Here is a 23866-nt window from a genome sequence, read left to right as displayed (position 1 = left end):
TCAATCCATCCTGATGTTCTGTTCGCGGATCAGCTTGCCGAAGCGGTCGTAGTCCGCCTTCTGCAGCTGGATGAACTGCTCGCGCGTGAGCGTGCCGGGATCGCCGCCGAGGCCGCGCAGCTTGCTTTGCACCTCGGGCAGCTTCAGCGCGGTATTGAACTCGCGCGTGAGGCGATCGAGCGCGGGCGCCGGCGTCTGGCGCGGCGCGTAGAAGGCATACCAGGTGCTCATGTCCGCGCCCTTGATGCCGATCTCCTGCAAGGTGGGCACGTCGGGCAGCGCGGCCGAGCGCCTGGGCGTGGTCACCGCCAGCGCGCGCAGCTTGCCGGAGCGGATATGCGGCATGGCCGACGACGACGTATCCAGCATGATCTGCACCTGCCCGGCCATCAGGTCCACGTGGGCCTGCGAGCTGCCCTTGTACGGCACATGGACCATCTGCGTGCCGGTGGCCTTCATGAACAGTTCGGCCGCCATGTGCTGCACGCTGCCGATGCCAGAACTGGCGTAGCTGAACTTGCCGGGCTGCGCTTTGATCTGGGCGACCAGCGACGCCACGCTGTCGGCCTGCACCTGCGGCGCCACCAGCAGCACATGCGGGACCACCAGCGCCAGGCCGATCGGGGTCAGGTCCTTGAGCGGGTCGAAGGACAGGCGCATGAGCTGCGGCGCGATCACCTGTGGCGAGTTGGTCGCTGCCAGCAGGGTGTAGCCGTCGGCGGGCGCCTTCGCGGTCAGGTCCGCGGCGATGGTGTTGGCCGCGCCGGGGCGGTTGTCCACCAGCATGGGCTGCCCGAGCGGGCCGCCCATTTTCTCGGCAAACAGCCGGGCCACGATATCGGTGCCGCCGCCCGGCGGGGCGCCGACGTTGATGCGGATGGGCTTGTCGGGAAAGGCAGCGTGCGCGTGCGCGCAGAGCCCGAGCAACGTGCCGGCGGCCGCGGCGCGCCAGCGTGCGCGAAGTGCTTGCATGGGGTGTCTCCTGGTCGCGCACCGGCGTGGGCACGCGTATTTTTTGACTGCGATGGTGTGTGCTGTCCCGCACTATGCCGCGCCGGGGCGGCAGCGGCCATCAGTCTTTCGCCGTTGCTGCGTTCACATTTGGTGAATCCGCGGACGAAGCTGCCGCCGACCCCGCCGTCAGGACCGGGATCAGCGCGCGTGCCGCCGAAGACAGCTCGGCGTGCGGCTGGTGGCACAGCACGAAGCGGCGGCAGGCCCAGGCCTCGTCGATGGCGATATGCCGGAAGGTCTTGCCGCGCGCGAACATGGTTGCCACGTGGGCGGGCATGATGCCGATGCCGATCTCGCCCGCGATCATGGCGATCATGCTGTCGAAGCTGCCCACGCGGATGCGCATGCGCAGCGGCCGGCTGGCGGCCACGGCCAGGCGGCCGAGCGTGATGGAGATCGAGGCGCCCTCGGTGAGGCCGATCACTTCATGCGCCAGCAGGTCGTCGATGGCAACCTTGCGCGATCCGGCCAGCGGGTGCGCGTGATGCGCCACCAGCACCAGGCGGTCTTCGCGGTAAGGCAGCGATGGCAGGGYGACCGGCCCGACCGTGCTTTCATAGACCCCCACGTCCGCCAGGCCGCGCTTGACCGCCTGGATCACGCCCACGCTGTTGAGCTCCTGCAGGTCGACCTTGATGTCGGGCCACGCCGCGTGGCAGCGGCCGAGATCGGCGGGCAGGAACTGCACCACGGCCGAGGTGCAGGCGGCGATACGGATCACGCCGCGGTCGCCGTGCAGGAAGGCGGCGGCATCGTCCTGCATGCGGTCGACGGCGTGGATCAGGCTGCGCGCGTGCGCCAGCATGGCGCGGCCCGCATCGGTCAGCGCCATGCCGTGCGGGCGGCGCTCGAACAGGGGCAGGCCGAGTTGCGCCTCCAGTTCGCGGATACGGCGCGATGCCGCGGCCGGGACCAGGCACAACTGCTCGGCGGCGCGCGTGATGCCGCCGCTTTCCGCAGTGGCAATGAACAGCCGCATGGTGGTCAGGTCGAAGCGCAGGCTGGCCGCGGTGCGGGCGGCCTGCCGGGCGGCGGCAGAGGCGGGCATTGAAGTTGTGGCGGGCGTGGCGGGTGCGGCAGGCGATGCGGGTAAGGCGGGCACGGCCGATGCTATGCCAGCTCGGCAAGCAGCGCGCACTGGGCCGAGACTTGCCGGCGGCCGCGGCGGCGCCGGTAGTTGCCATCCGCTTCCAGTTCCCAGGTGTCGCGGTTGTCCTTGAGGTAGCGCTTGAGCCCTTCTTCGATCACGCGCTTTTTCAGGGCCTTGTCCAGGATCGGGAAGCAGATCTCGATGCGGCGGAAGAAATCGCGCTCCATCCAGTCGGCGCTGGACAGGCGCACGTCTTCGGCCTTGTCGTTGTAGAAGTAGAAGATCCGCTCGTGCTCGAGGAAGCGCCCGAGCACCGAGCGCACGCGGATATTCTCCGACATCCCMGGCACGCCGGGCCGCAGCGCGCAGGCGCCGCGCACGATCAGCTCGATGCGCACGCCGTCGCAGGACGCCTGGTACAGCGCCTGGATGATCTTCGGCTCCAGCAGTGCGTTCATCTTGGCGATGATGAAGCCCTTGCGGCCCGCCTTGGCGTGCTTGGCTTCGCGGCGGATCGCCTCGAGCAGCGACGTGTGCATGGTGAACGGCGCCTGCCAGAGATGGGCCAGCGTGCCGGGATGGCCCAGTCCGGTCAGTTGCGAGAACACGTTGGCCACGTCGCAGGCGATGCTTTCCTTGCAGGTAAACAGGCCGATGTCAGTGAAGTTGCGCGCAGTCTGCGAGTGATAGTTGCCGGTGGACAGATGCACATAGCGGCGCAGCTTTTCGCCTTCGCGCCGCACCACCATCGCCATCTTGGCATGGGCCTTGTAGCCCACCACCCCATACACTACGTGCGCGCCGGCTTCCTCGAGCTGGGCGGCCCAGTTCATGTTGGCCTCTTCGTCGAAGCGCGCCAGCAGCTCCACCACCACGCTGACTTCCTTGCCGCGGCGTGCGGCGCCGATCAGCGCGTCGAGCAGCGCCGAGTCGTTGCCGGCCCGGTACACCGTCTGCTTGATCGCCATGACATCCGGGTCTTCCGCCGCCTGGCGGATGAAATCCACCACGGGCATGAACGACTGGAAGGGGTGGTGCAGCAGGATATCGCCATCGCGGATGGCGCGGAATATGTCGGTCTGGTCTTGCAGGGCCTTCGGCAGTCCGGCCCGGCACTGCGGGTACTTCAGGTCATCGCGGGCGACGCTGTCCGGCACCGGCATCAGCCGCACCAGGTTGACCGGGCCGTTGACGGAGAAGACTTCGGTGTCCTCGAGCCCGAATTGCTTCTGCAGGAACCGCGTCATCTCGTCGGAGCAGTTGTCCGCCACTTCGAGTCGCACGGCATCGCCATAGTGCCGCTGCGGCAACTCGCCCTGCAGCGCATCGCGCAGGTTCTTGATTTCGTCCTCGTCGACGAACAGGTCGCTGTTGCGGGTGACGCGGAACTGGTAGCAGCCGCGCACGCGCATGCCCGGAAACAGCTCGCACACATGGGCATGCAGGATCGACGACAGGAACACGAAGCCATGCTCGCAGCCGGAGATCTCGCTCGGCAGCAGGATGACGCGGGGCAGCGCCCGCGGCGCCTGCACGATCGCCGATCCGGCCTCGCGGCCGAAGGCATCCTTGCCATCCAGTTCCACGGCGAAATTCAGGCTCTTGTTGAGCACGCGCGGGAACGGGTGCGCCGGATCGAGGCCGATCGGCGTCAGCATCGGCATCAGCTCGCGGAAGAAGAAGTCCCGGATGTACTCGGCTTGCGGCCCGGTCCACTCCGGGCGCCGCAGGAAGCGGATGCCCTCGGTGGCCAGTTCCGGGATCAGGACCTCGTTGAACAGCCGGTATTGTTCGGCCACCAGCTTGTGGGCGCGCGCGCTGAGCAGCGCATAGACCTGGCGCGGGTCCAGCCCGTCGGGGCCGGGCAGCGCAGCCTGCAGCTTGATCTGCTCCTTGAGGCCGGCGACGCGGATCTCGTAGAACTCGTCGAGGTTGCTGCTGAACACGCACAGGAAACGCAGCCGTTCCAGCAGCGGGATCTCGCGGTCCTCTGCCTGGAACAGCACGCGCCGGTTGAATTCCAGCTGGCTGGCGACACGATTGAGGAAGGATTGCCGGGCGTCGGCGCTGGCAAGGAAATCCGCCGGAGTGCCATTAGAATCACTCTGCGGCAAGGGGAGGGACGGGGCGTTCTGGAGTGGGACACCCGAGCCTTCTGCCATATTCGACTTCAATCCTGTTCTGGTGAGGATCGCCGCCGGGGGGCGACCAGATGGATCATAGTACCCCGTCGCGCGGCGCTTGAGGAGGCTTTGCGGCGGCAGCGCAACTAAAGTGTCATGTCTTTGTGTTAAAAGGCGCCCGCTCCCGGGCCCGCGCCGCCCGTCGGGCCGCGCGCGGCAGACCCGGTGCGGGCGCGTTTCGGCCTCCAGCCCCGCTCAGCCGAGCGCCGGATAGTCAAGGTAACCCGCCGACGTCCCGCCGAAGAACGATGCCGCATCAGGCGCATTGAGGGGATGGTTTCCCTTCAGGCGCGCCGGGAGATCCGGGTTGGCGAGAAAGGGCCGCCCGAAAGCGATGAGGTCGGCACGCCCGTCGGCAATGGCCTGCTCCGCGCTGGCGCCGTCGTAGCCGCCGGCGAGCATCAGTACGCCGTCGTAATCGTTGCGCAGGGCCTGGATGATGGCATCCCAGCGCGGGTCGAAGTTCTCATCCTTCACCACCCCGACCATGGCCGGCTCCACCAGATGCAGGTACGCCAGGCTGCGCTCGCTGAGCCGGCGCACGATATGGCCGTAGGTTGCTTCCGGCGTTTCGTCGCCCATGCCCATGAAGCGGCCCATGGGCGTCAGGCGCACGGCAACCCGGCCGGCGCCGACTTCTTCGCTGATGGCGTCCACGACTTCCAGCAACAGGCGCGCGCGGTTCTCGATGCTGCCGCCATAGCCGTCGTTGCGCTGGTTGCTGTTCGAGTTGATGAACTGGTCGAGCAGGTAGCCATTCCCTGCGTGGATCTCCACGCCGTCCATGCCGGCGGCGATGGCGTTGCGGGCTGCCTGGCGATAGTCAGCCACGATCTGCCTGATCCCTTCGGTGGTCAGTTCCTGCGGCACGGGCACGTCGCCCCAGACGCCATTGCCGTGCTCGTCGACGATGAATGTCTTGCCGGGGACCGGCAGCGCGCTCGGGGCGACCGGCAACGCGCCACCGGGCTGGAACACCGGGTGCGAGACCCGTCCGACGTGCCAGAGCTGGAGGAACATCTTGCCGCCTTCGGCATGCACGGCCTCGCTCACCTTGCGCCAGCCTTCGACCTGTTCCTGGCTGTAGATGCCGGGTGTCCAGGCATAGCCTTGCCCTTGCTGCGAGATCTGGGCCGCCTCGGAAATGATGAGGGCGGCCGAGGCGCGCTGCCGGTAGTACTCGGCATTCATCGCAGTGGGCACATTGCCGGGTTGCCCGGCGCGCGAGCGGGTAAGCGGCGCCATCGCGACGCGGTGTGCCAGCGAGATATTGCCCACGGAAATCGGCGTAAAGAGATGCTTGTTCAAGATAAGGCTCCTTCGATCAAGGATTTGGAGAGAATCGCATTGCGTTTTGTTTTTTGTTTTTTGGGTATTGCGCATTGCGCACTGCGCACTGCGCACTGCGTATTGCGTATTGCGGTGTCACTAAGGTAGGCCCTTGGGCGGCTGCGCGGAATGGGAGCGCCGCGCAACTCAGCGTTGCGCCGGGAGCAAGGCCGCGACTGGCGCTCGAAGCGATGCGGGTGCCGCAGACCGGCGCTGCCGCGGCGCGGCAAACGAAAAGCGGCCTCCTTGCGCGGGAGGCCGGCACGCGCTGGCCACGGCGGCAAGTCAGCGCCGTCGTGCCGTTGCCTTATGCACCGGGGCCCTTCGGCAAGGCCTCGATATCCGTCTTGGACGGTGCGGGGGGTGAAGGCGTGTCCCGGTGGCAAGCGTGGCGCTTGCCGTCGAATTCGGGACCTGCCTCAGCGGTGTTCGAGGTATCCGCGCAGCGCGTCGATAAACGCCATGACCTTCGGGGGCGGGTGGCTGGTCGGCGGGAAGATGGCCTGGATACCCGCGGCCTCGGTCTCCCAGTCCGGCAGAAGACGCACAAGGCGCCCGGCCTGCACATCCTCCCGCACCGAGAAGTCCGTGAGCAGGCCGAAGCCGCCGCCGGCGAGCACGGCCGCGCGGCACGCGTGGGCCGTGTTGGCCATCAGCAGGTTGGTGCAGCGCAGGGTCTGCTGTTGCTGCTGGCCATTGCGCAGGGTCAGCGAATGGGGTCTTGGCAAGATCGACAACGCCACGCAGGGCAGGCCGGCCAGGTCGAGCGGGGAGCGTGGCTGTCCCCACGCCTTCACGAAGCCGGGACTGGCCACCAGCCATTTGACGAAGCTGCCGAGCCTGACGGCCCGGTGGTTCGAATCCTGCAGGCGGCCAAGCCGGATGGCAACGTCGACACGTTCCGCGATCAGGTCCACATAGCGGTCGTTGCAGGCCAGTTCGATCTCCAGCGCGGGCTGGGCCGCGCGCAGGGCAACCAGCGCCGGCGCGACGACCAGCGAGCCGTAGTCGATCGGCGCGCTCACGCGCAGGGCGCCGCGCAGGGGGCCGGTGCGTCCCGCCGCGTCCGCGATGGCGCTCTCGGCGGTGGCGATGATCTGCCGGCACGCCTGGTAGAAGGYCTTGCCGGAGTCCGTCACGCTCAGGCGCCGCGTGGTCCGGTGCAGCAGGCTCGCCCCGATCTCGGCCTCCAGGCGCTGCATATGGCTGCTGACCACTGTCTTGGCCAGCCCGAGGCGCTCGGCCGCCGAAGTCATCGAGCCGGTCTCGACCACGGCGACGAAGATGGCGAGGCGATTCAGGTTGACGTGCTGGAGATCGGTCATGTTCCACTCTGCCGGCACCGCGGCGGGATCCGGGGTGCGCTGTCCGCTGGGGTTGAATTGTCCTGTCCAGAAGGACTATGTTTCCGCGATTATCTATCTTCCGGCGGCCAATCCCAAGGGGTAGGCTCTGCTTTCGCGCTAACCCGTCCCGTCCGCGCCCGCCGTCCAGGGCGCTCCAACCCAAGCAAAGACACAGATGCCAACCAAGACCAAGCCTGTTGCGCCGATCCGGCTGTACACCACCCGCCTCTCGGGCCATGGACACCGGGTTCGCCTTTTCCTGACCTTGCTCGACCTGCCGTTCGAGGTCACCGAGATCGACATGAAAGCAAAGGACAACCGCCGCCCGGAATTCCTCGCCATCAGCCCTTTCGGCCAGGTACCGGCGATCCAGGATGGCGATACGGTCCTGTATGACTCGAATGCGATCCTGGTGTACCTGGCAAGGCGCTATGGCGATGCGGCGTGGCTGCCCGAAGACGAGCTTGGCGCCGCCGCGGTGCAGCGCTGGTTTTCGCTTGCCGCGGGGCAGATCGCCTATGGCCCCTGCGCCGCCCGCCTGGTGACCGTGTTCGGGGCGCCGCTGGACCATGAAGCGGCCAGGAAGATCGCGGTCAACCTGTTCGAAGTGATCGAAGCCGGGTTCGCCACCAGCCCGTTCGCCATTGGCTCGGTGCCCACCGTCGCGGACATCGCCGCCTACACCTATATCGCCCATGCCCCGGAAGGCGGCGTGTCGCTCGAGCCTTATCCGAACCTGCGCGCATGGCTGCGCCGCATCGAGGCATTGCCCCGCTTCGCCGGCATGCCCGTGACCAAGGCCGGCTTGCTGGCCGGATAAGGCTGCCGCGCTGRCTGCCTGAGGGAGAACGACCATGTCGCAGAATGCCGCACCGCCGCCGGGATGGCCCGGCCCGCAATCCCCGTTCCACGCCACCGAGCTGCTGGCCCAGCAGCATGCGGGCGTGCGCGAGATGGCCGACCGGAGCGGGCGGCGCGGCATTCGCACCTACATGCCGGAGCAGCACCGGGAGTTCTATGCGACGCTGCCGTTCCTGGTGCTGGGCGGGCTGGATGCGCAGGGCCAGCCCTGGGCAACGATCAGGGCCGGCGAGCCCGGATTCGTGTCGTCGCCGGATCCGTGCACGCTTCGCATTGGCGGCGCGGCGCTGCCCGGCGATCCCCTGGCGGGCACCTGGTTGCCAGGCGCGATGGTGGGCGGGCTGGGCATCCAGCCGCAGACCCGGCGCAGGAACCGCGTCAACGGCGTGGTCAGCGCAGCGGATGGCGATGCGTTCACGCTCAGGGTCAGCCAGAGCTTCGGCAACTGCGCGCAGTACATCCAGCGCCGTACGCCCGTGCCCGTGGCCCGGACGCCATCCGCCTCGCGGGCCCGTGTGTTGCGTGCCGGCGCGCTATCCGATGCGGACCGGAGCCTGCTGGCGCGCGCCGACACGTTCTTTGTCGCCAGCGCCAATGCGGATGCATCCGCCGGCATGTCCGGCGGCGCCGATGTATCCCATCGGGGCGGCCTGCCCGGTTTCGTCCAGGTCGGGGACGACGGCGCCATCACCGTGCCGGACTACAGCGGCAACCGGTTCTTCAATACGATCGGCAACCTGCTGCACGATCCGCGCGCCGGGCTTCTGTTCGTCGACCTCGCGTCGGGCGATATCCTCTACCTCGTGGTGACCGCCGAGGTGATATGGGAAGGGCCCGAACTGTCGGCATTCCAGGGGGCGCAGCGCCTGTTGCGGTTCCGCGTCCGGGAAGCGCGCCGCACGCCTGGCGCCATGCCGTTTGCCTGGTCGGATGTGGAGTACGCGCCCGAATTCGGCCGCACGGCCCAGACCGCCGGCGCCGCCGGTAGGCAGCAGCAGCTTATGCCTGGATCTGTGATGGCTACGGTGCTGCCGCTGCCACCCGGGTCCTGTTGTTGACAGGGCGAGCCAGAACAGATGGGATCGCGCCATGGCCAGCCGCGCGGAGACGGCGCGCGCGGATGCGGGACGCCAGGCGGCAAGCCTATGCGGTCGTGGCGTCCCGGTTCGTCGGCCCCGGAATCCGCGCGAGAAAATCGAGGAAGGCACCGATGCGCCTGGAGCCACGCTGGTTCGGCAGGTAGAGGGCGGAAATGGCCGAGCTGGCCCGGTTGGGATTGACGGTCCAGTCCTCGAACAGCGACGTCAGCCGGCCACCCTGGATGTCCTCGCCGACGAGCCAGTCAGGCACGAGGGCGATGCCGCCGTCGGCCAGGGCCAGTTCGCGCAGCACTTCCGCATTGTTGCTCCTGAAGTTGCCCGGGATGGGCACCTGGACTTCCTCCGCGTCGCGCAGGAACGTCCAGACCTGCTGGCCGGCGCCATAGCTGAAACGCAGGCATTCGTGCCCGAGCAGGTCAGACGGCGCGGCCGGCAGGCCACGCCGCTGCAGATAACCGGGACTGCCCACCACCTTGCGGCGGAATACGCCGATCTGCCGTGCAACCACGTCGTCGAACGCGGCCGCGCTGCCGAGCCGGATGGACAGGTCGATGCGCTCGCCGAGCAGGTCGACGATGTCGTCGGTGAGCGTGACCTCAAGTTCGAGCTTGGGGTGGCGTGCAAGCAGTCCGCCCAGGAACGGCGCGATGCAGCGCCGCCCGAACGCAACCGGCAGGGAAACGCGGAGCTGGCCGACCGGCGTATCGCCGCGGTCGGCGATAAGCGCATCCGCCTCCGCCACCGCGTCCAGGATCTTTCGCGCGCGCTGGTAGTAGGCGGCGCCGGCTTCGGAGACGGTGACCTGGCGGGTCGAGCGGTTCAGCAGGACGGCGCCGAGTTCCTCCTCCAGGTTGTCCATCAGCCGGGTCACGGACGACGTGGCGAGGTTCAGCCTGCGGGCGGCGGAGGAAAACCCCTTGGCGTCGACGGTCTCGACGAACATCTTCAATGCCAGCAGCTTGTCCATGATCATGGCTCCAGCGTCGGGGGAGGGTCCGGCTGGCCGGTCGTCAGGCGCGCGGCTTGCGCAAGGTGCGCATCACGGCGGGTGCGCCGTGGAGGAACATATCGACCTTCAGGCGCACATCGGTGGCGACGTCGGCGGGAACCTTCAGGCCATAGACCCACTTGCGCACGCCGAGATAGAAAATGGAGGCGTGCAGGCTCCAGATCATCTCGACCTCGGCGTCGAGTTCGGCGGTGTTGCGCGGCTCGGGGATGTCGAACTCCGCCCGCACTTCGGCCAGCACGGGCAGGAACACCTTGCTGCGCAGCTTGTTGAGATACTTGTTGTTGATGCCCTCGCGCGTCAGGCCGGCAAAGATGAACACGCGGATCCATTCTTCCCGCAGGATGACGGACGCGTAGTCGAGATAGAACGCATACAAGCGTTCGGTCAGCGGCGTCGAGCGGTCGGCGATCTGTCGCTCCCAGTCGGGGCGCCACTGGAATACCTCGTTGTACACCCGGTCGATCAGTGCCTCCTTGCTCTCGAAGTAGCGGTACAGCAGAGGCTGCGTGACGCCGATCTGCTTCGCGAGTTCCCGGGTGCTGCCGGAGAAGCCGTTGCGGGTGAAGTGTTCGATGGCCTTCTGGACGATCTGCTGCTCCCGTTCCTCCGGAAGCAATCGTTTGCCGGTCTTTGCCGGGGCATCGTTCTTGGGTGAAGCCGCGTCTCGATTCATTCATCCACCTGTGCAGGGCATTCCCGTGCGGAGTGCTGGCTGCATTGTACCAATCAGATGATAAATTGCGAGACGCGGCGGTACTGGTCCAGGCATGGCAAGGCCAGGGCCCCTAGATATTCAAGGCGCGCTTGCGCACGGCGAGCGCGGCCTCGCGCATCACCTCGGACAACGAGGGGTGCGGATGGCTGAGCATGCCGATATCCTCCGAAGATGCCTTGAACTCGAGGGCCACGACCGCCTCCGCGATCAGGTCGGAGGCATTGGCCGAGATCACGTGGATGCCGAGCAGCTCATCGGTCTTGGCATCCGCGATCATCTTCACGAAGCCCTCCGTCTTGCCGATGCCCAGCGCGCGCCCGTTCGCCATCATGGGGAACTGTCCCGACCTGACCTCGCGGCCCTCCGCCTTCAATTGCTGCTCCGATTTGCCGACCCAGGCGATCTCCGGTTCGGTGTAGATGACCCAGGGAATGCAGTTGTAGTCCAGGTGCGGCTTCTGGCCATCGATGCGCTCGGCCACCATCACGCCTTCGTCTTCTGCCTTGTGCGCCAGCATCGGCCCGCGCACGACATCGCCGATCGCGTGGATGCCGGGGATGGCGGTGGCGCAGTGATCGTCCACCGGGATAAAGCCGCGCTCATCCGTCGACAACCCTACCGTGTCGAGGCCGAGATCGTCCGTGTTGGGGACGCGGCCGACGGAGACGATGAGGCGATCGGCCTCCAGCGTCTGGCCGGCGCCGTCCTTGTCCTTGTACTGGATCGTGAGGCCCTTCTTGGTGATCTTCACGTCCCCGATGCTGACCCCGAGATGGATGGTCAGGCCCTGCTTCTTGAACAGCTTTTCCGCTTCCTTCGCCACCGCTTCGTCGAGCGCGCCGAGGAAGGTCGGCAGCGCTTCGAGCAGGGTGACCTCCGCGCCAAGCCGGCGCCAGACGGAGCCCAGCTCCAGGCCGATCACCCCGGCCCCGATCACGGCGAGCTTCTTGGGTACGGAGTCGAAGGCGAGGGCGCCTTCGTTGTCGGAGACGATCTTGTTGTCGACCGGAATGCCGGGAAGATGCCGCGCCTTCGAGCCGGTCGCGATGATCACATGCCTGGCCGTGTAGGGCCTGGCGCTGCCGGCTTCGCCGGCCTCGACGCTGATGGCGCCGTCGGCGCGCCCCAGGAACTTGCCGTGGCCCTTGATCCAGGTGATCTTGTTCTTGCGGAACAGGAACTCGACGCCGCCGGTGATCTTCTCGACGATGGCGGCCTTCCTGCCGATCATCGTGTCGAGGTCAAGCGTCACCCCTTTCGCCTTCACCCCGTGATCGGCAAGATGCTGGAGGGCGTTCTCGTATTGCTCCGACGACGCCAGCAAGGCCTTGGACGGGATGCACCCGACGTTCAGGCAGGTGCCGCCGAGTTTCGGCTTGCCCGCGGGGTTCTTCCATTCCTCGATGCAGGCCACCGACATGCCGAGCTGCGCCGCGCGGATCGCCGCGATGTAGCCGCCGGGGCCGGAGCCGATCACGATCACGTCGAAATCCGTGGCCACGGTGGCCGTGGCTGCTGCAGCCGCGGGTGCCGGGGCAGCCGCGGGAGCCGGCGCGGCCGCGGCCGGTGCAGGCGCGGCGGCCTTGCCGCTAGGGTCGATGGTCGCGATCACCTCCTCGGCCTTGACCGTCGCGCCGTCGCCGCGAACGATCTGGGCCAGCACGCCGTTGGCGGGGGAGGGCACTTCGAGCACAACCTTGTCGGTCTCGACCTCGACAAGTATCTCGTCGAGCACAACGGCATCGCCTGCTTTTTTCTTCCATTGCAGCAAGGTGCCTTCGGAGACCGATTCGGATAGTTGAGGCACCTTGACTTCGATCGCGGCCATGTTTCGATTCCCCTTTTTCTGGTTGACTGTTCCGGGAGGACGGTGGGATCCATCGCCGGGATGCCGGCCCGCCGGCATCCCGCCCTCCATGCGATCTATCAGTCTAGGTGAGCGGACAATTGGCCAATTGTCCGGCCTTATTGGTATTTACCCGTAGACGGATGCACTGTTCAGCCCTGCTTGATCAGGCCGAGCTCGCAGTCCACCAGCTGGTTGTCGAAGGCGCCGCGTTCGCGCGCGCCGCGCGCGGACCTGTCGGTCACGGAGAACACGTAGATGCCGCCGAAGGCAACCAGCATGGAGAACAGCGCGGGATACTCGTAAGGGTAGAGCGCGGTCGCATGGCCAAGGACCTGCACCCAGACGGTGGGGCTGAGCACCGTCAGCACCACCGCGGTCAGCAGGCCCAGCGATCCGCCGATCACGGCGCCGCGGGTCGTCAGTCCCCGCCAGTAGATCGACAGCAGCAGCACCGGGAAGTTGGAGCTGGCGGCGATGGAGAAGGTCAGGCTGACGATGAAGGCGATGGTCTGCTTCTCGAACAGGATGCCAAGCAGGATGGAGAGCACGCCAAGCACGAGCGTCGTCATCCGGGAAACCCGCATTTCCTCCTTGTCCGTCGCGGCACCCTGGCGCAGGACCTTGGCATAGAGGTCATGCGAAATGGCCGAGGAGCCTGCCAGCGCAAGGCCGGCCACGACGGCCAGGATGGTCGAGAACGCCACCGCGCAGATAAAGCCGAGGAAGACGTTGCCGCCCACCGCGTGCGCCAGGTGCACCGCGACCATGTTGACGCCGCCGATCACCGCGCCCGACGCGTTGTGATAGAGCGGATCGGTGGCGACGAGCGCGATCGTGCCGAAGCCGATGATGATGATCAGCGCATAGCCGGTGCCGACGATGCCGGTCGCGTACAGGATGCTCTTGCGCGCGGCCTTGACGTCGCCGACGGTGAAGAAGCGCATCAGGATGTGCGGCAGGCCCGCGGTGCCGAAGATCAGCGCCAGGCCCAGGGACACCGCCGAGACCGGATCGGACACCAGGCCGCCCGGGCTCATGATCGCCGCATGCTTGCCGTGGGCCACGATCGCTTGCGAGAACAGCGCGTTCAGGCTGAAGCCGAAGCGGCTCAGGACCATGAAGGCCATGAAGGCAGCGCCGGCGAGCAGCAGCACGGCCTTGATGATCTGGATCCACGTGGTGGCCAGCATGCCGCCGAAGAAGACATAGACGACCATCAGCACGCCGACCAGCACCACCGCGGCCGTGTAGTTGAAGCCGAACAGCAGCTCGACCAGCTTGCCGGCACCGACCATCTGCGAGACCAGGTACAGCAGCACGATGACGATGGAGCTCGATGCCGAGAACGCGCGGATCGGCCGCTGCTGCAGCCGGTACGAGACCACGTCCGCCAGCGTGAAGCGGCCGAGGTTGCGCAGCGGCTCGGCGATCAGGAACAGGATGATCGGCCAGCTCGCGAGGAAGCCGATCGAGTAGATCAGGCCGTCGTAGCCGCTCGTGAACACCAGCGCCGAGATGCCGAGCAGGGAAGCCGCGGACATGTAGTCGCCGGCGATGGCCCAGCCGTTCTGCATGGCGGTGATCTTGCCGCCCGCGGCATAGTGGTCGGCCACGCTGTTGTTCTTCTTCGCGGCCCAGCGCGTCACCACCAGCGTCGACGCGACGAACACCAGGAACATGGCGATGGCGATGAGGTTCAGGCCCTGGCCCACCGCGGATGTCGCGGCATGGGCCGGCAACGCCGGCAGCGCGGCCAGCAGCAAGGCCGGAGAGAGGAAGATGCGCTTCATTTTGCTGCCCCTTGCTTGATGTCGCTGATCAGCTTGTCGTAGACCGTATTGGTGCGATGCACGTACACCGCCACCAGGAGGAAGGTCACCGCGAACATGCCGAAGCCGACCGGGATGCCCACGCTGGTCGGCAGGCCGGGCGTGAGGGGCCGGCCCAGCAGCGCCGGGTTGAAGGCCAGCGTAAGGATGTAGCCGAAGTACACGGCCAGCATGAGGGCGGTGAGCGTCCATGCGAAGGTACGCCGCGTGCGCACCAGGGACTGGAACCGGGGATCGTTGAGCAGCGGGTTCCGCGCGGGCGGGGGCGGCGGTTCCGCCTTGCGGGCGGCGGGCGGGTAGCTTGTGGCGGTATGTTCCACGGTTGTCTCCATTGGGGGCGTATGTGATGCCGGGCGGCGTTTCGGCAGGCTGCGGGGAGCGCTGCAAGGCGCTGCCACCCGGGATGTCGATGCATGTCGAGGCGGCATGGCGGTCAGAACCGCGTCGACACCGCCGTCTCGCGCATGACGGCTTCCGGCGTGCGATAGCGCTCCGCCATCTGGCGATCGGTCTCGTCCTTGAGTTGTGCCTGCATATATGCGCCCAGGTGGCGGGCGTGCTGGACGATCGCCATGCCTACCTGCACGCGCTCGGCGCTATAGGTCTCCAGCGCCGACGGCACCGAATCGTGGCTCTTCAGGGCTTTTATCAGCGCCATGGCGTCGCCCGCGGCCTTGGTCACGCCCATGCCGCAGTGTGGCCGCGCCACGAAGGCGGCGTCGCCGAGCAGCGCCACGCGGTCGAACGCCATGCGCGGCACCTCGAGATCGAAGATGGGCTGGAACAACGGCTGTGCGGTCTTGGTCACGACCTCGCCGAACTGCGGGGCGAGAAGCGTCAGTGCGGCTTGCTCCATGTCGGCCAGCACGTCGGGGCGGATCAGCGCGGGCGGAATGCCGCCCGGCCAGCGCTTGCCGCTGGCGTCGGTGAGCAAGTCAGGCAGGTCGATATCCTCGCTGGTGGCGCGGTACCAGACAAAGTTGTAGCGGCGCTCGCCGGGCTGCGTGCTGTTGCCCTGGCCGGCAACCGGGTAGCCGAGGATCTGCTCGTGCGCAGGCAGGCAGAAGGCGAACTTCTCGAACAGCATGTCGCGCGTGGGCTGGCTGAGCAGCGTTTCATCCACCAGCCCGCGCCACGCGATATAACCCGCGTACTGGAGCTTGACCTCGGGCAGGAAGCGTTCCCGCAGCGCGGAGCGGAAGCCGTCGGCGGCGATGACCAGGTCGGCGAAATGCATGGAACCGTCGCTGAGCGTAACCGTGGCGCGGTCCGGCTGGCTGTCGACCGCGACCACGGTTGCGCCCGGGCGATAGCTGCCGCCCGAGAAGGCGGAGCGCAGCACGTGGTACATCTTGCCCCACGCCGTCAGCGTCTGGGGCATCTCGCGTTGCGACTGCACGCTGCCGTCCCGGGCCAGCGTGAGCCGCGACTTGACCTGCACGCCGATCGAGTCGTCCACCTCGACGCCGGCCGCGCCAAGCGCCTCGAACAATTCCGGGTGCGTGACAATGCCGGCGCCGCGCCCTGCGAGCGCTTCCGTAACCCGCTCGAAGACCTCGACTTCCCACCCGTCGCGGGCAAGCAGGTTGGCGGCGAACAGCCCGCCCAGCGAACCGCCGACGACGATGGCCTTCGGCCGCTTCGACATGGTTGTCATGATCACTCTCCTGCAGTTTCGAGGCTGCGCGCGCTGTCCGCGGCGCCCGGCATTTCAAGGCCCGCAACCTCGGCTGCGGGATAGTTCAGTTCGATGGTGACGCCGGACGGGTCTTCGATGAAGAGCTGGTGCAGGCCGAGGCTGGGCACGGTGCGGTCCCGCCACGCAATGCCCTCGGCCTTTAGCGTGGCCCACATGTCGGCGACGCCGGTGGCCAGGAAGGCGATGTGGTCGAGCGTGCCGGTGCCGGCTTCCGGCAATGCGCGTTCGCCAAGATAGGCAGCCAGGCCTGCAGGGTTGTCGGGGTCGATGCCGATAATGTGCACGGTGCCGAAGTCGCCTTCGTCGCCGCCCATGTAGAGCCACGCGCCGGGGAAATCGAAAGGCGGGCGGTAGCCCCGCCTGAAGCCGAGGATGCGCTGATAGAAGGCGCAGGACTTCTCGAGATCGGTGCTGCGGATAGAGAAGTGCGCGAGTTTGGTGATTGCCATGGGTACCCTTGCTATTGATCGATCGATTAGTGATCGTGTGATAAATTGTAGGGCAGGCATCGGAAGTGGCCAAGGGCTGGCGAGGGGGTATTTACCCTGATGGGTGGGCCGGCCGGCTATCCCTGCGTGCATCAAGGGCCGCGTCGCGGGGCCCGGTGACGCCGAACGCAGATTGCCGCGTCAGTGTCGTGCGCTAGCCATGATGCGATCACCCGCGCCGATCCCTTGTTCGCTCATCTGCGCGGCCTGCGCGAGCTGGTCCTGCTATCAATGCGGGTTTGCGCGGCGATGATTCCGTCCGCGCAGGGCGCGGATCAATGGCGGGCTGTACAGGTTGCCGCGGTATTTCGGCAAGCCCGGGTCGTTCCGCAAGTCGCTCGCCGCAAGCCGGCCTGGCGCCGGGCTAGCCCTTGCGGCGGCCGGCAGCCGGCCCAACGGGGCGATTCATCGCGGCTTCGATGAGCGCCAGCATCCGCTTGCCGGCCGCCGTCAGCGGCCGGTCGGCCCGCACCATGACCTTGGTGCGGGCGGATTCCAGCGCCTGGTTCGCCGTCCGCACCGCGACCACTTCACCGCGCGCGGCCTCGCTCGCCACCGCGCTGCCGGACAGGAAGGTCACGCCGAGCCGGGCGACCACAAAGCGCTTGAGCATCGCGATGGAGCTGGTCGTGAAAGCCGGGATGAGCTGCACACCTTCGGTGAACTCGGCCAGGCGCACGAGCTGGTGCAGGCCGAATCCCGGGCCCATGGTGGCGACGGGATAGGCGCTGATATCCTGCAGCGTGGGGGGCCGCCGCGCCTGCGCCAGCGGATGGCCGGCCCAGGCCACCGCGCAGATCGGCTGCGTACGCTCGCTGACGACGCGGATGCCCGCATCGGCCGGCGGGCTCAGGACCACGCCGATATGCGCTTCGTCAGCCGTCACCATGCGCACGGCCTCGGCGGCGCTGGCGAACTCCACCGACACCTGCACGCCCGGGTATTGCCGGCAGAATACGTCGAGGATGCCGTCCATAAGGAGATCGCCATACCCTTCGCCGGCCACGATGCGCAGCGAGCCGCGGCGCAATCCGCCCAGGTCGTCCAGCCGCTCGCGCAGCGCCTCTTCGCTGGCCAGCCGATTGCGGCAGTGATCCATCACCAGCGCTGCCGCTTCGGTGGGCACCACGCCGCGGCCCTTGCGCTCGAACAGCGCCACGCCGAGTTCGTTCTCCAGCTGCTGGATCTGCCTGCTGACCACGGATGGCTCGACGTTCATGCGGTCTGCCGCGCCGCGCAGCGATCCGCAACTGGCGGCTTCATAGAAGTAGGCCAGGCGCTTCTCGTTCAAGGTCGTATTCGCCATAAATCTGCAGTGTCCGGGGTTGTCTCTGCGTCAGTCTTCTGCGTCGTCAGTTGACTTGTCTGCTGCCTTGTCTGCTGCCCTGTCTGTTGACTTGAAAGCAACGGTAATCACCGAAATCATACATTGATCGTACCAATTGGGCGGGCCAATAATCCGCCATCGATTCCACCAAAGAGCAACGCCCAACGCCATGTCGTCCGCCCCCCACTTCTGCAATGTGAGTGACCTCGAGGCCAGCGCCCAAGGTCTTCGCGCGATCCGCCGCCGCATACACCAGCACCCCGAGCTGGCCTACAACGAGCTGGAAACGGCCGCGCTGGTCAGCCGCATGCTCCGTGAGTGGGGCTACGACGTGGTCGAGGGTGTCGGCGGCACCGGCGTGGTGGCGAGCCTGCAGGCCGGCAACGGCGGCCGCAGCATCGGCATCCGCGCCGACATGGACGCCTTGCCCATCCAGGAAGCGACGGGTTTGCCGCACGCCAGCCGGATGCCCGGCATCATGCATGCCTGCGGCCACGACGGCCACACCACGATGCTGCTGGGCGCCGCGCAGTATCTGGCGGCGCAGCGGAGGTTCGATGGCACCCTGAGGCTCTACTTCCAGCCCGCGGAGGAAGCGGGCGTCGACAGCGGCGCGCAGCGCATGATCGCAGAAGGCCTGTTCAAGCGTTTCCCCTGCGACGCCGTCTTCGGCATGCACAATCATCCGGGCGAGCCGGCGGGCAGGTTCCTGTTCCGCAGCGGCGCCTTCATGGCTGCCGGCGACAAGGTCACCATCACCGTGCACGGCAAGGGCAGCCACGCCGCGCGCCCGCACCTGAGCATCGATCCCGTGGTGGTCGCGTCGAGCATCGTGATGGCGTTGCAGACCATCGTGGCCCGCAACGTGAATCCCGCCTCCACGGCAGTGGTCACCGTCGGTGTGTTGCGCGCCGGCTCGGCGAACAACGTGATACCTGCCTCGGCGACGCTGGAACTCAGCGTGCGCTCCTTCGACCCTGCCGTGCGCGAGCTGCTGCGCACGCGCATCGAGGCGCTGGTCCAGGCGCAGGCGCTGAGCTACGGCGCCAGCGCCGAGGTGGACTATATCTATGGCTACCCGGTCGTCGTCAACAGCGAGCCCGAGACCGCCTTCGCCATCGAGGTGGCGCGAGAGCTGGTCGGCGCGCAAGGCGTCGACGCCAGCTTCGAGCAGGTGATGGCCAGCGAGGACTTCGCGTTCATGCTGCAGGAGCGGCCGGGCTGCTTCCTGCGCCTGGGCAACGGCGTCGGCCTCGGCGCGGGAGAGGGCGGGTGCATGGTCCATAACCCTGGCTACGACTTCAACGACGACAACCTGCCGGTCGGCGCGGCCTTCTGGGCGCGGCTGGTAGAGCGCTACCTGCCCGTCGCGTGAGCCCCCGCCGCCCGACTTTCCTTGATTTCGCCATTCTTCCGGTCTACACCCATGAAACGCATTTCCCGAGTCCTGTTCGCCATGCTTGGCCTGATGACACCGCTGCTGGCAGCCTCGCAGCCGGCCTATCCTTCCAAACCGGTCAGGATCGTGGTGGGTTATGCCCCTGGCGGCTCCGCTGACTCGGTGGCGCGGCTGCTGGCAAGCCGCCTCTCCGTGCAGATGGGCCAGCCCTTCGTCGTGGAGAATCGTCCCGGCGCGGCCAGCAGCATCGCGGCCAACTCGGTGGCCCGCTCCACCAGCGACGGCTACACCCTGTTCCTTGGCTCCAATGCCAACGCCATCAACGCCACGCTGTACAGGAAGCTGTCCTTCGATATCCAGAAGGACTTCATCCCCGTGGCCCTGGTGACCAGCTTTCCCAATGTGATGGTGGTCAATCCGGCACTGCCCGTGAAATCGGTCGCCGATTTCATCGCCTATGCCAAGGCCCACCCCGACGCGGTCAACTTCGGCTCGTCCGGGGTCGGCTCGTCGACGCATCTGTCCGGCGAGATGTTCAAGTCGATGGCCGGCATCCGCATGGAGCACGTGCAATACAAGGGCAGCGCGCCGGCCCTGACCGACCTCATGGCCGGGCAGGTCCAGGTGATGTTCGACAACGCACCGTCCGTGCTGCCCTTCATCAAGAGCGGCAAGCTGCGCGCGCTGGCAGTCACCAGCAGCCAGCCGCAGGCGTTCGCGCCCGGCGTGCCGACCGTGGCTGCATCGGGCCTGCCGGGCTTCGAGGTGAAGTCCTGGTATGGGCTCTTTGCCCCCGCGAGCACCGCGCCGGCGATCGTCGATGCGCTGAACAGGCAGGTGAATGCCGCGCTGCGCGACCCGTCGGTGCGGGCAAGCCTCGCCACGCTTGGCGCCGTGCCGGAAGGCGGCTCGTCCGAGGCCATGCGCACGCACCTGTCGCGCGAAATCCCGAAATGGGCGGCCGTGATCCGCAGCTCCGGCGCAGCCGCCGAATGAGCGGGCGGCGGTTCCCCTGATCGATTTGCCAACCAGTGAGACCCGACATGCAATTCCTGGCTCTTTCCCGCATGCGCACGGACCTGTACGCCGACGCCGATTTCGCACCGTATCTCGAAGACGAGGCGCAGCGCGCCCGCACGCTGTATGCCGAAGGCCACCTGCGCCAGATCTGGTATCGCGGCGACGAACGCGGCGCCGTCTCCATCCTCGAAGCTGGCAGCCTTGGCGAGGCACAGGCGATGGTGGATTCACTGCCGCTGGTGAAGGCCGGCATGCTGCAGATCCTGCATGTCATTCCATTGCTGCCTTACCGCGGCTTCGGCCCGCGCGCCTGAGCGTAGTCCCGCAACGGGCTTCGAAGGCACCGCACTCGCGAGTGCCTTCATCCGCTTTCATCGCCTTCATCGCCTTCATCCGCCCTCGAGCCTGAGCCCGCGGTCGGGCGTGAAGGCATGCCGCAGCCTTCTGCGGCGATTGCGGCGTTACACTGTCTTCGCAGCTATGCGGTCCGGTCGCAGGATCGGGCACCGCGTCGGGCACTACGGCATCGGAGAACAGGCATGCACCTTGGCGCGCCACCGCGTACGACTCCACGCACAGTCTGGCGCCGCGCAAGGTCGCGTCCTCGCCAGGCGGTCGTCCTGTGCTTCGCGGCGGTGTTCATCGTTACGCTGGTTCTTGCCGGGCGCCAGTATTTCCTTGTCCGTGCACGAGAACTGGATCTGCGCGCGCATCGGCTGGAACTGCAGGGCCTGGCGCTGGACGCCGATATTCGCGGCGCCAAGCGACAGATGCGCTTTCTGCGCAACAGCGCCCAGCATTATCTCGCCGAGCAATCGGCGCAGGTCGATCCGGCAGCGGACGAGCCGCTGCGCAAGGCGCTCGCCGCGCAGGACAATCCGCTGTGGAGCCTCCAGGTGCCGGATGCCGATGCGCCGGTCCGCGGCATCGGCTCGCAGCAACTGAGGCGGATTCCCGGGCTGGGCCGCCGGGACTCGACCCTGCTCGAGGATCTGAAGCTGTCCCGCGTGATGAGCCAGTTGCTGGCCGTCCAGTATCGGATGAGCGCGGATCTGGCGCATGCCTTCTTCGTTTCGGCAACTGGCGTTGTCGTTGCCTGCCCGCCGGTGGCGGACGAGCAGGTCGCCGCCTTTGTCGAGCTGTTCGCTTCATCGGGGCTGTTCAGCCCCGCGCGAGAACGCCTGCCGGACCACGACGTGATCTTCGACCCGGTCCTTGGGCGAAGAAGCCTTGCGGGACCGCTTTTGCTGTTTGCCACCCCGGTGATCCTCGACGGCGCGATTCGCGGTGCCATCGTATTCGAGATCCCGCAGAGACGCATCCAGGACTACCTGCATGCCGCGACCAGCCACGACGATACCCGCGCGCTCGTGGACCGGCGCGGAACGCTCATCGCATCGAGCGAGAGCACGTTTACCGTCACGGACGAAAGCTGGCTGAAGACGCTGCCGGCATACTGGAGCGGCCTGGCGGTCCCGACGCTGTTCCGGGCTGGCGGCGGTATGTTGAGTGTCCGCCAGGACTTTCTCCTGTACAGAAAGCTGGAAAACGCCGACCTCGTGCTGCTCGACCATGTGCCGGCGGGAACGTTGTTCCTGGCCGTGGTCGGCCAGTTCAGCGTGCCGTTCGCCGGTATCTGGCTACTGCTGGGCCTCCTGCTGTGGGCGACGCTTGCCGTGGTCGACCAGTTGCTGAAGCGGCAGATGATACTGGGCGACCAGTTGCGGGAGCTCACGCGCGTGGACGCGCTGACCAGACTGGCAAACCGGCGGCGGCTGGAAGCGGACTTCGATGTCCTCACGCGGGGGCGCCGCATCGAGCGGCCCATCTCGCTGTTGATGATCGATATCGACCACTTCAAGCATGTCAACGATAGCTGGGGCCATGCGGCCGGCGACGAGGCCCTCAAGACACTGGCAACCGTGACGCGGGCAGTGGCGCGGCCGCAGGATCTGGTGGCTCGCTACGGCGGGGAGGAATTCTGCGTCCTGCTGCCGGATACCTCGCTGGATGAAGCTGCGCGGATTGCGGAGCGGATGCGGCTTGCCATTGCCCAGGCTGTGTGTACGCTCCCGGAGGCGACCTTGCCGGAGACCGCACCCGGCCGGGAGATTCGATTCACGGTGTCGATTGGCGTGGCGGAGCTGATTGCCGACGCATGCCGCGATCTTGGCGAACTGGTCGCGGTCGCAGACCGGAGGCTATATGCGGCCAAGGACGACGGCAGAAACAGGGTGGTGGCGCAAGAATCGACGCGCGGGACGGATGTCCCCTGAACGCGCCGGTGGTCGCGCCTCTGGGGCGCGGCCACCGGCGGCAGGGCGGCTTACTGCAGGTTGCCGGCCACGGCGATGGTCTGGCCCGTGATGTAGTTCGAGTCCGGCGAGCAGAACAGGTACACGCCACCGGCGGCTTCTTCCGGGGTGCCCCCGCGGCCGAGCGGGTTGCGCTGGGCGTGGGTCTTGAGCATTTCCGGATTCAGGCCGACGCGGATGTCGCGGCCGTCGATGTTCACCGTGGCGCCGGCCTTGGCATCGGCCGAGGTCATGCGCGTGTGGATCAGGCCGAACGCCACGGCGTTGACGTTGACGTTGAAGCGGCCCCATTCGCGGGCGATGGCGCGCGTCATGCCGATCACGCCGGCCTTGGCGCCGGAGTAGTTGATCTGGCCGGCGTTGCCGTTGAGGGCCGAGGTCGACGAGATATTCACGATCTTGCGGTAGACCTCGCGCCCGGCTTCCTGGTCGGCGGCGTGCAAGGCCTTGATGTGCGGATAGGCGGCGCGCAGGATGCGAAAGGGCGCGGTCATGTGGCAGTCGAGGATGGCGTACCACTGCTCGTCGCTCATCTTCTGCACCACGTCGTCCCAGGTGAAGCCGGCGTTGTTGACGAGGATGTCGATGCTCTTGAAGTTCGTCATCGCGGTGTTGACGAAGCGCTCGGCGAAATCCGGCGCGCTCACGTTGCCCACGCAGGCCACGGCCTCGACGCCCATGGCCTTGAGTTCTTCCACGGTCTGGTGCGCCGGCTCGGCGTCCAGGTCGTTGATCACCAGGCGTGCGCCTTCGCTGGCCAGGCGCCTGGCGATGGCGTTGCCGATGCCGCGGCCCGAACCGGTGACCAGTGCCACCTTGCCGTCAAGTGTTCCCATGTCTTGTCTCCTGAGTATCAAGTAGTTACAGCGCGACGACAGCGTCGCCGAGGATCTTGGTTTCGCCATACTGGTTGGCGGTCTGGATTTCCAGCTTGATGCGGCGCTCGCCGTTCTTTTCCATTTTTTCCACCACACGGCCGCTGCAGGTGATGCGGTGGCCGAGGTGCGTGATGCCGACGAAGCGCACGCCGAACTCGCGCAACTGGCGCTGGTCCACCCACAGGGTCAGCAGGCGGCCCAGGTAGGCCATCGACAGCATGCCGTGCGCGAACACGTCTGGCATGCCGGCCTTGCGCGCGAAGTCGGTGTCGATATGGATCGCGTTGTGGTCGTTCGAGGCGCCGGCAAACAGCGCCAGCGTGGTGCGGTTGACCGCTCCCAGCGTCAGCGGGGGCAGGGTATCGCCGACCTGGATCTGGTCGAAGCTCAGATTGTTCATTCGGATTCTCCG

Annotated in this window: 20 protein-coding genes and 1 pseudogene; 6 read left to right on the top strand and 15 right to left on the bottom strand. The window is 67.0% G+C overall.

Annotated elements, in window-relative coordinates:
* The 5 genes from AC1DK4_RS00310 to AC1DK4_RS00290 all read right to left on the bottom strand — a co-directional run bounded on the left by AC1DK4_RS00310 (position 1) and on the right by AC1DK4_RS00290 (position 6941).
* Complete coding sequence (locus tag AC1DK4_RS00310; protein ID WP_441614881.1) at positions 1 to 972, bottom strand: Bug family tripartite tricarboxylate transporter substrate binding protein; 972 nt, start codon at positions 970 to 972, stop codon at positions 1 to 3.
* A 100-nt stretch (positions 973 to 1072) separates the two neighbouring features.
* Positions 1073 to 2062 carry a LysR family transcriptional regulator gene (locus tag AC1DK4_RS00305; RefSeq protein ID WP_477131351.1) on the bottom strand — a complete coding sequence of 330 codons (990 nt, stop codon included), beginning with the start codon at positions 2060 to 2062 and terminating at the stop codon, positions 1073 to 1075.
* 62 nt (positions 2063 to 2124) lie between these two features.
* On the bottom strand, positions 2125 to 4266 hold the full coding sequence (gene ppk1 / locus AC1DK4_RS00300; protein ID WP_441643277.1) for a polyphosphate kinase 1: 2142 nt from the start codon (positions 4264 to 4266) through the stop codon (positions 2125 to 2127).
* Between the two features lie 216 nt (positions 4267 to 4482).
* Positions 4483 to 5595, bottom strand: coding sequence for an alkene reductase (locus AC1DK4_RS00295; RefSeq protein WP_441614875.1), 1113 nt, complete (start codon positions 5593 to 5595; stop codon positions 4483 to 4485).
* A gap of 440 nt (positions 5596 to 6035) precedes the next feature.
* Positions 6036 to 6941 (bottom strand): LysR family transcriptional regulator, encoded by a 906-nt coding sequence (locus AC1DK4_RS00290; RefSeq protein ID WP_477131350.1) that lies wholly within the window; start codon positions 6939 to 6941, stop codon positions 6036 to 6038.
* Between the two features lie 196 nt (positions 6942 to 7137).
* Between AC1DK4_RS00290 and AC1DK4_RS00285 the strand changes: the two genes are divergently transcribed.
* Positions 7138 to 7782 carry a glutathione S-transferase family protein gene (locus AC1DK4_RS00285; RefSeq protein ID WP_441614871.1) on the top strand — a complete coding sequence of 215 codons (645 nt, stop codon included), beginning with the start codon at positions 7138 to 7140 and terminating at the stop codon, positions 7780 to 7782.
* Positions 7783 to 7816: 34 nt separating this feature from the next.
* Positions 7817 to 8857, top strand: a pseudogene (locus tag AC1DK4_RS00280) (pyridoxamine 5'-phosphate oxidase family protein); the annotation flags it as partial.
* A 109-nt stretch (positions 8858 to 8966) separates the two neighbouring features.
* Here the strand turns inward: AC1DK4_RS00280 and AC1DK4_RS00275 are convergent.
* From AC1DK4_RS00275 to AC1DK4_RS00240, 8 genes are all read right to left on the bottom strand, one after another.
* Positions 8967 to 9890, bottom strand: a complete 924-nt coding sequence (locus AC1DK4_RS00275) for a LysR family transcriptional regulator (RefSeq protein WP_441614869.1) — start codon at positions 9888 to 9890, stop codon at positions 8967 to 8969.
* Between the two features lie 43 nt (positions 9891 to 9933).
* Positions 9934 to 10608, bottom strand: a complete 675-nt coding sequence (locus tag AC1DK4_RS00270; RefSeq protein WP_441614867.1) for a TetR/AcrR family transcriptional regulator — start codon at positions 10606 to 10608, stop codon at positions 9934 to 9936.
* 112 nt (positions 10609 to 10720) lie between these two features.
* Positions 10721 to 12478 (bottom strand): dihydrolipoyl dehydrogenase, encoded by a 1758-nt coding sequence (gene lpdA / locus AC1DK4_RS00265; RefSeq protein WP_441614865.1) that lies wholly within the window; start codon positions 12476 to 12478, stop codon positions 10721 to 10723.
* 170 nt (positions 12479 to 12648) lie between these two features.
* Positions 12649 to 14289, bottom strand: coding sequence for a cation/acetate symporter ActP (gene actP / locus AC1DK4_RS00260; RefSeq protein ID WP_441614863.1), 1641 nt, complete (start codon positions 14287 to 14289; stop codon positions 12649 to 12651).
* Positions 14286 to 14648, bottom strand: coding sequence for a DUF485 domain-containing protein (locus AC1DK4_RS00255; RefSeq protein WP_441614861.1), 363 nt, complete (start codon positions 14646 to 14648; stop codon positions 14286 to 14288). Before AC1DK4_RS00255 ends, actP begins: the two co-directional genes overlap by 4 nt.
* A 113-nt stretch (positions 14649 to 14761) precedes the next feature.
* On the bottom strand, positions 14762 to 15985 hold the full coding sequence (locus AC1DK4_RS00250) for an FAD binding domain-containing protein (protein ID WP_441614859.1): 1224 nt from the start codon (positions 15983 to 15985) through the stop codon (positions 14762 to 14764).
* 2 nt (positions 15986 to 15987) lie between these two features.
* Positions 15988 to 16476, bottom strand: a complete 489-nt coding sequence (locus tag AC1DK4_RS00245; RefSeq protein ID WP_441614857.1) for a VOC family protein — start codon at positions 16474 to 16476, stop codon at positions 15988 to 15990.
* Positions 16477 to 16879: 403 nt separating this feature from the next.
* Positions 16880 to 17821, bottom strand: coding sequence for a LysR family transcriptional regulator (locus AC1DK4_RS00240; protein WP_441614855.1), 942 nt, complete (start codon positions 17819 to 17821; stop codon positions 16880 to 16882).
* A gap of 190 nt (positions 17822 to 18011) precedes the next feature.
* Between AC1DK4_RS00240 and AC1DK4_RS00235 the strand changes: the two genes are divergently transcribed.
* From AC1DK4_RS00235 to AC1DK4_RS00220, 4 genes are all read left to right on the top strand, one after another.
* Positions 18012 to 19217, top strand: a complete 1206-nt coding sequence (locus AC1DK4_RS00235) for a M20 aminoacylase family protein (RefSeq protein ID WP_441614853.1) — start codon at positions 18012 to 18014, stop codon at positions 19215 to 19217.
* Positions 19218 to 19268: 51 nt separating this feature from the next.
* Positions 19269 to 20237 (top strand): tripartite tricarboxylate transporter substrate binding protein, encoded by a 969-nt coding sequence (locus tag AC1DK4_RS00230; RefSeq protein WP_441614851.1) that lies wholly within the window; start codon positions 19269 to 19271, stop codon positions 20235 to 20237.
* A gap of 47 nt (positions 20238 to 20284) precedes the next feature.
* Positions 20285 to 20575, top strand: coding sequence for a muconolactone Delta-isomerase family protein (locus AC1DK4_RS00225; RefSeq protein WP_441614849.1), 291 nt, complete (start codon positions 20285 to 20287; stop codon positions 20573 to 20575).
* A gap of 225 nt (positions 20576 to 20800) precedes the next feature.
* A complete protein-coding gene (locus AC1DK4_RS00220; protein ID WP_441614847.1) occupies positions 20801 to 22537 on the top strand; it encodes a diguanylate cyclase in 1737 nt (578 codons plus the stop codon).
* Positions 22538 to 22587: 50 nt separating this feature from the next.
* On the opposite strand, the gene AC1DK4_RS00215 is transcribed toward AC1DK4_RS00220, so the two are convergent.
* Both AC1DK4_RS00215 and AC1DK4_RS00210 read right to left on the bottom strand, forming a co-directional pair.
* Entirely contained in the window at positions 22588 to 23412 is an 825-nt protein-coding gene (locus tag AC1DK4_RS00215; RefSeq protein ID WP_441614845.1) for an SDR family NAD(P)-dependent oxidoreductase, read from the bottom strand.
* A 25-nt stretch (positions 23413 to 23437) separates the two neighbouring features.
* Complete coding sequence (locus tag AC1DK4_RS00210; RefSeq protein ID WP_441614843.1) at positions 23438 to 23854, bottom strand: MaoC family dehydratase; 417 nt, start codon at positions 23852 to 23854, stop codon at positions 23438 to 23440.
* Between the last annotated feature and the right edge of the window lie 12 nt (positions 23855 to 23866).

Source organism: Cupriavidus sp. 05N38 (genome assembly GCF_056397345.1).
The sequence above is the reverse complement of the archived record's forward strand: the minus strand, read 5'-3'. Positions and strand labels throughout refer to the sequence as shown.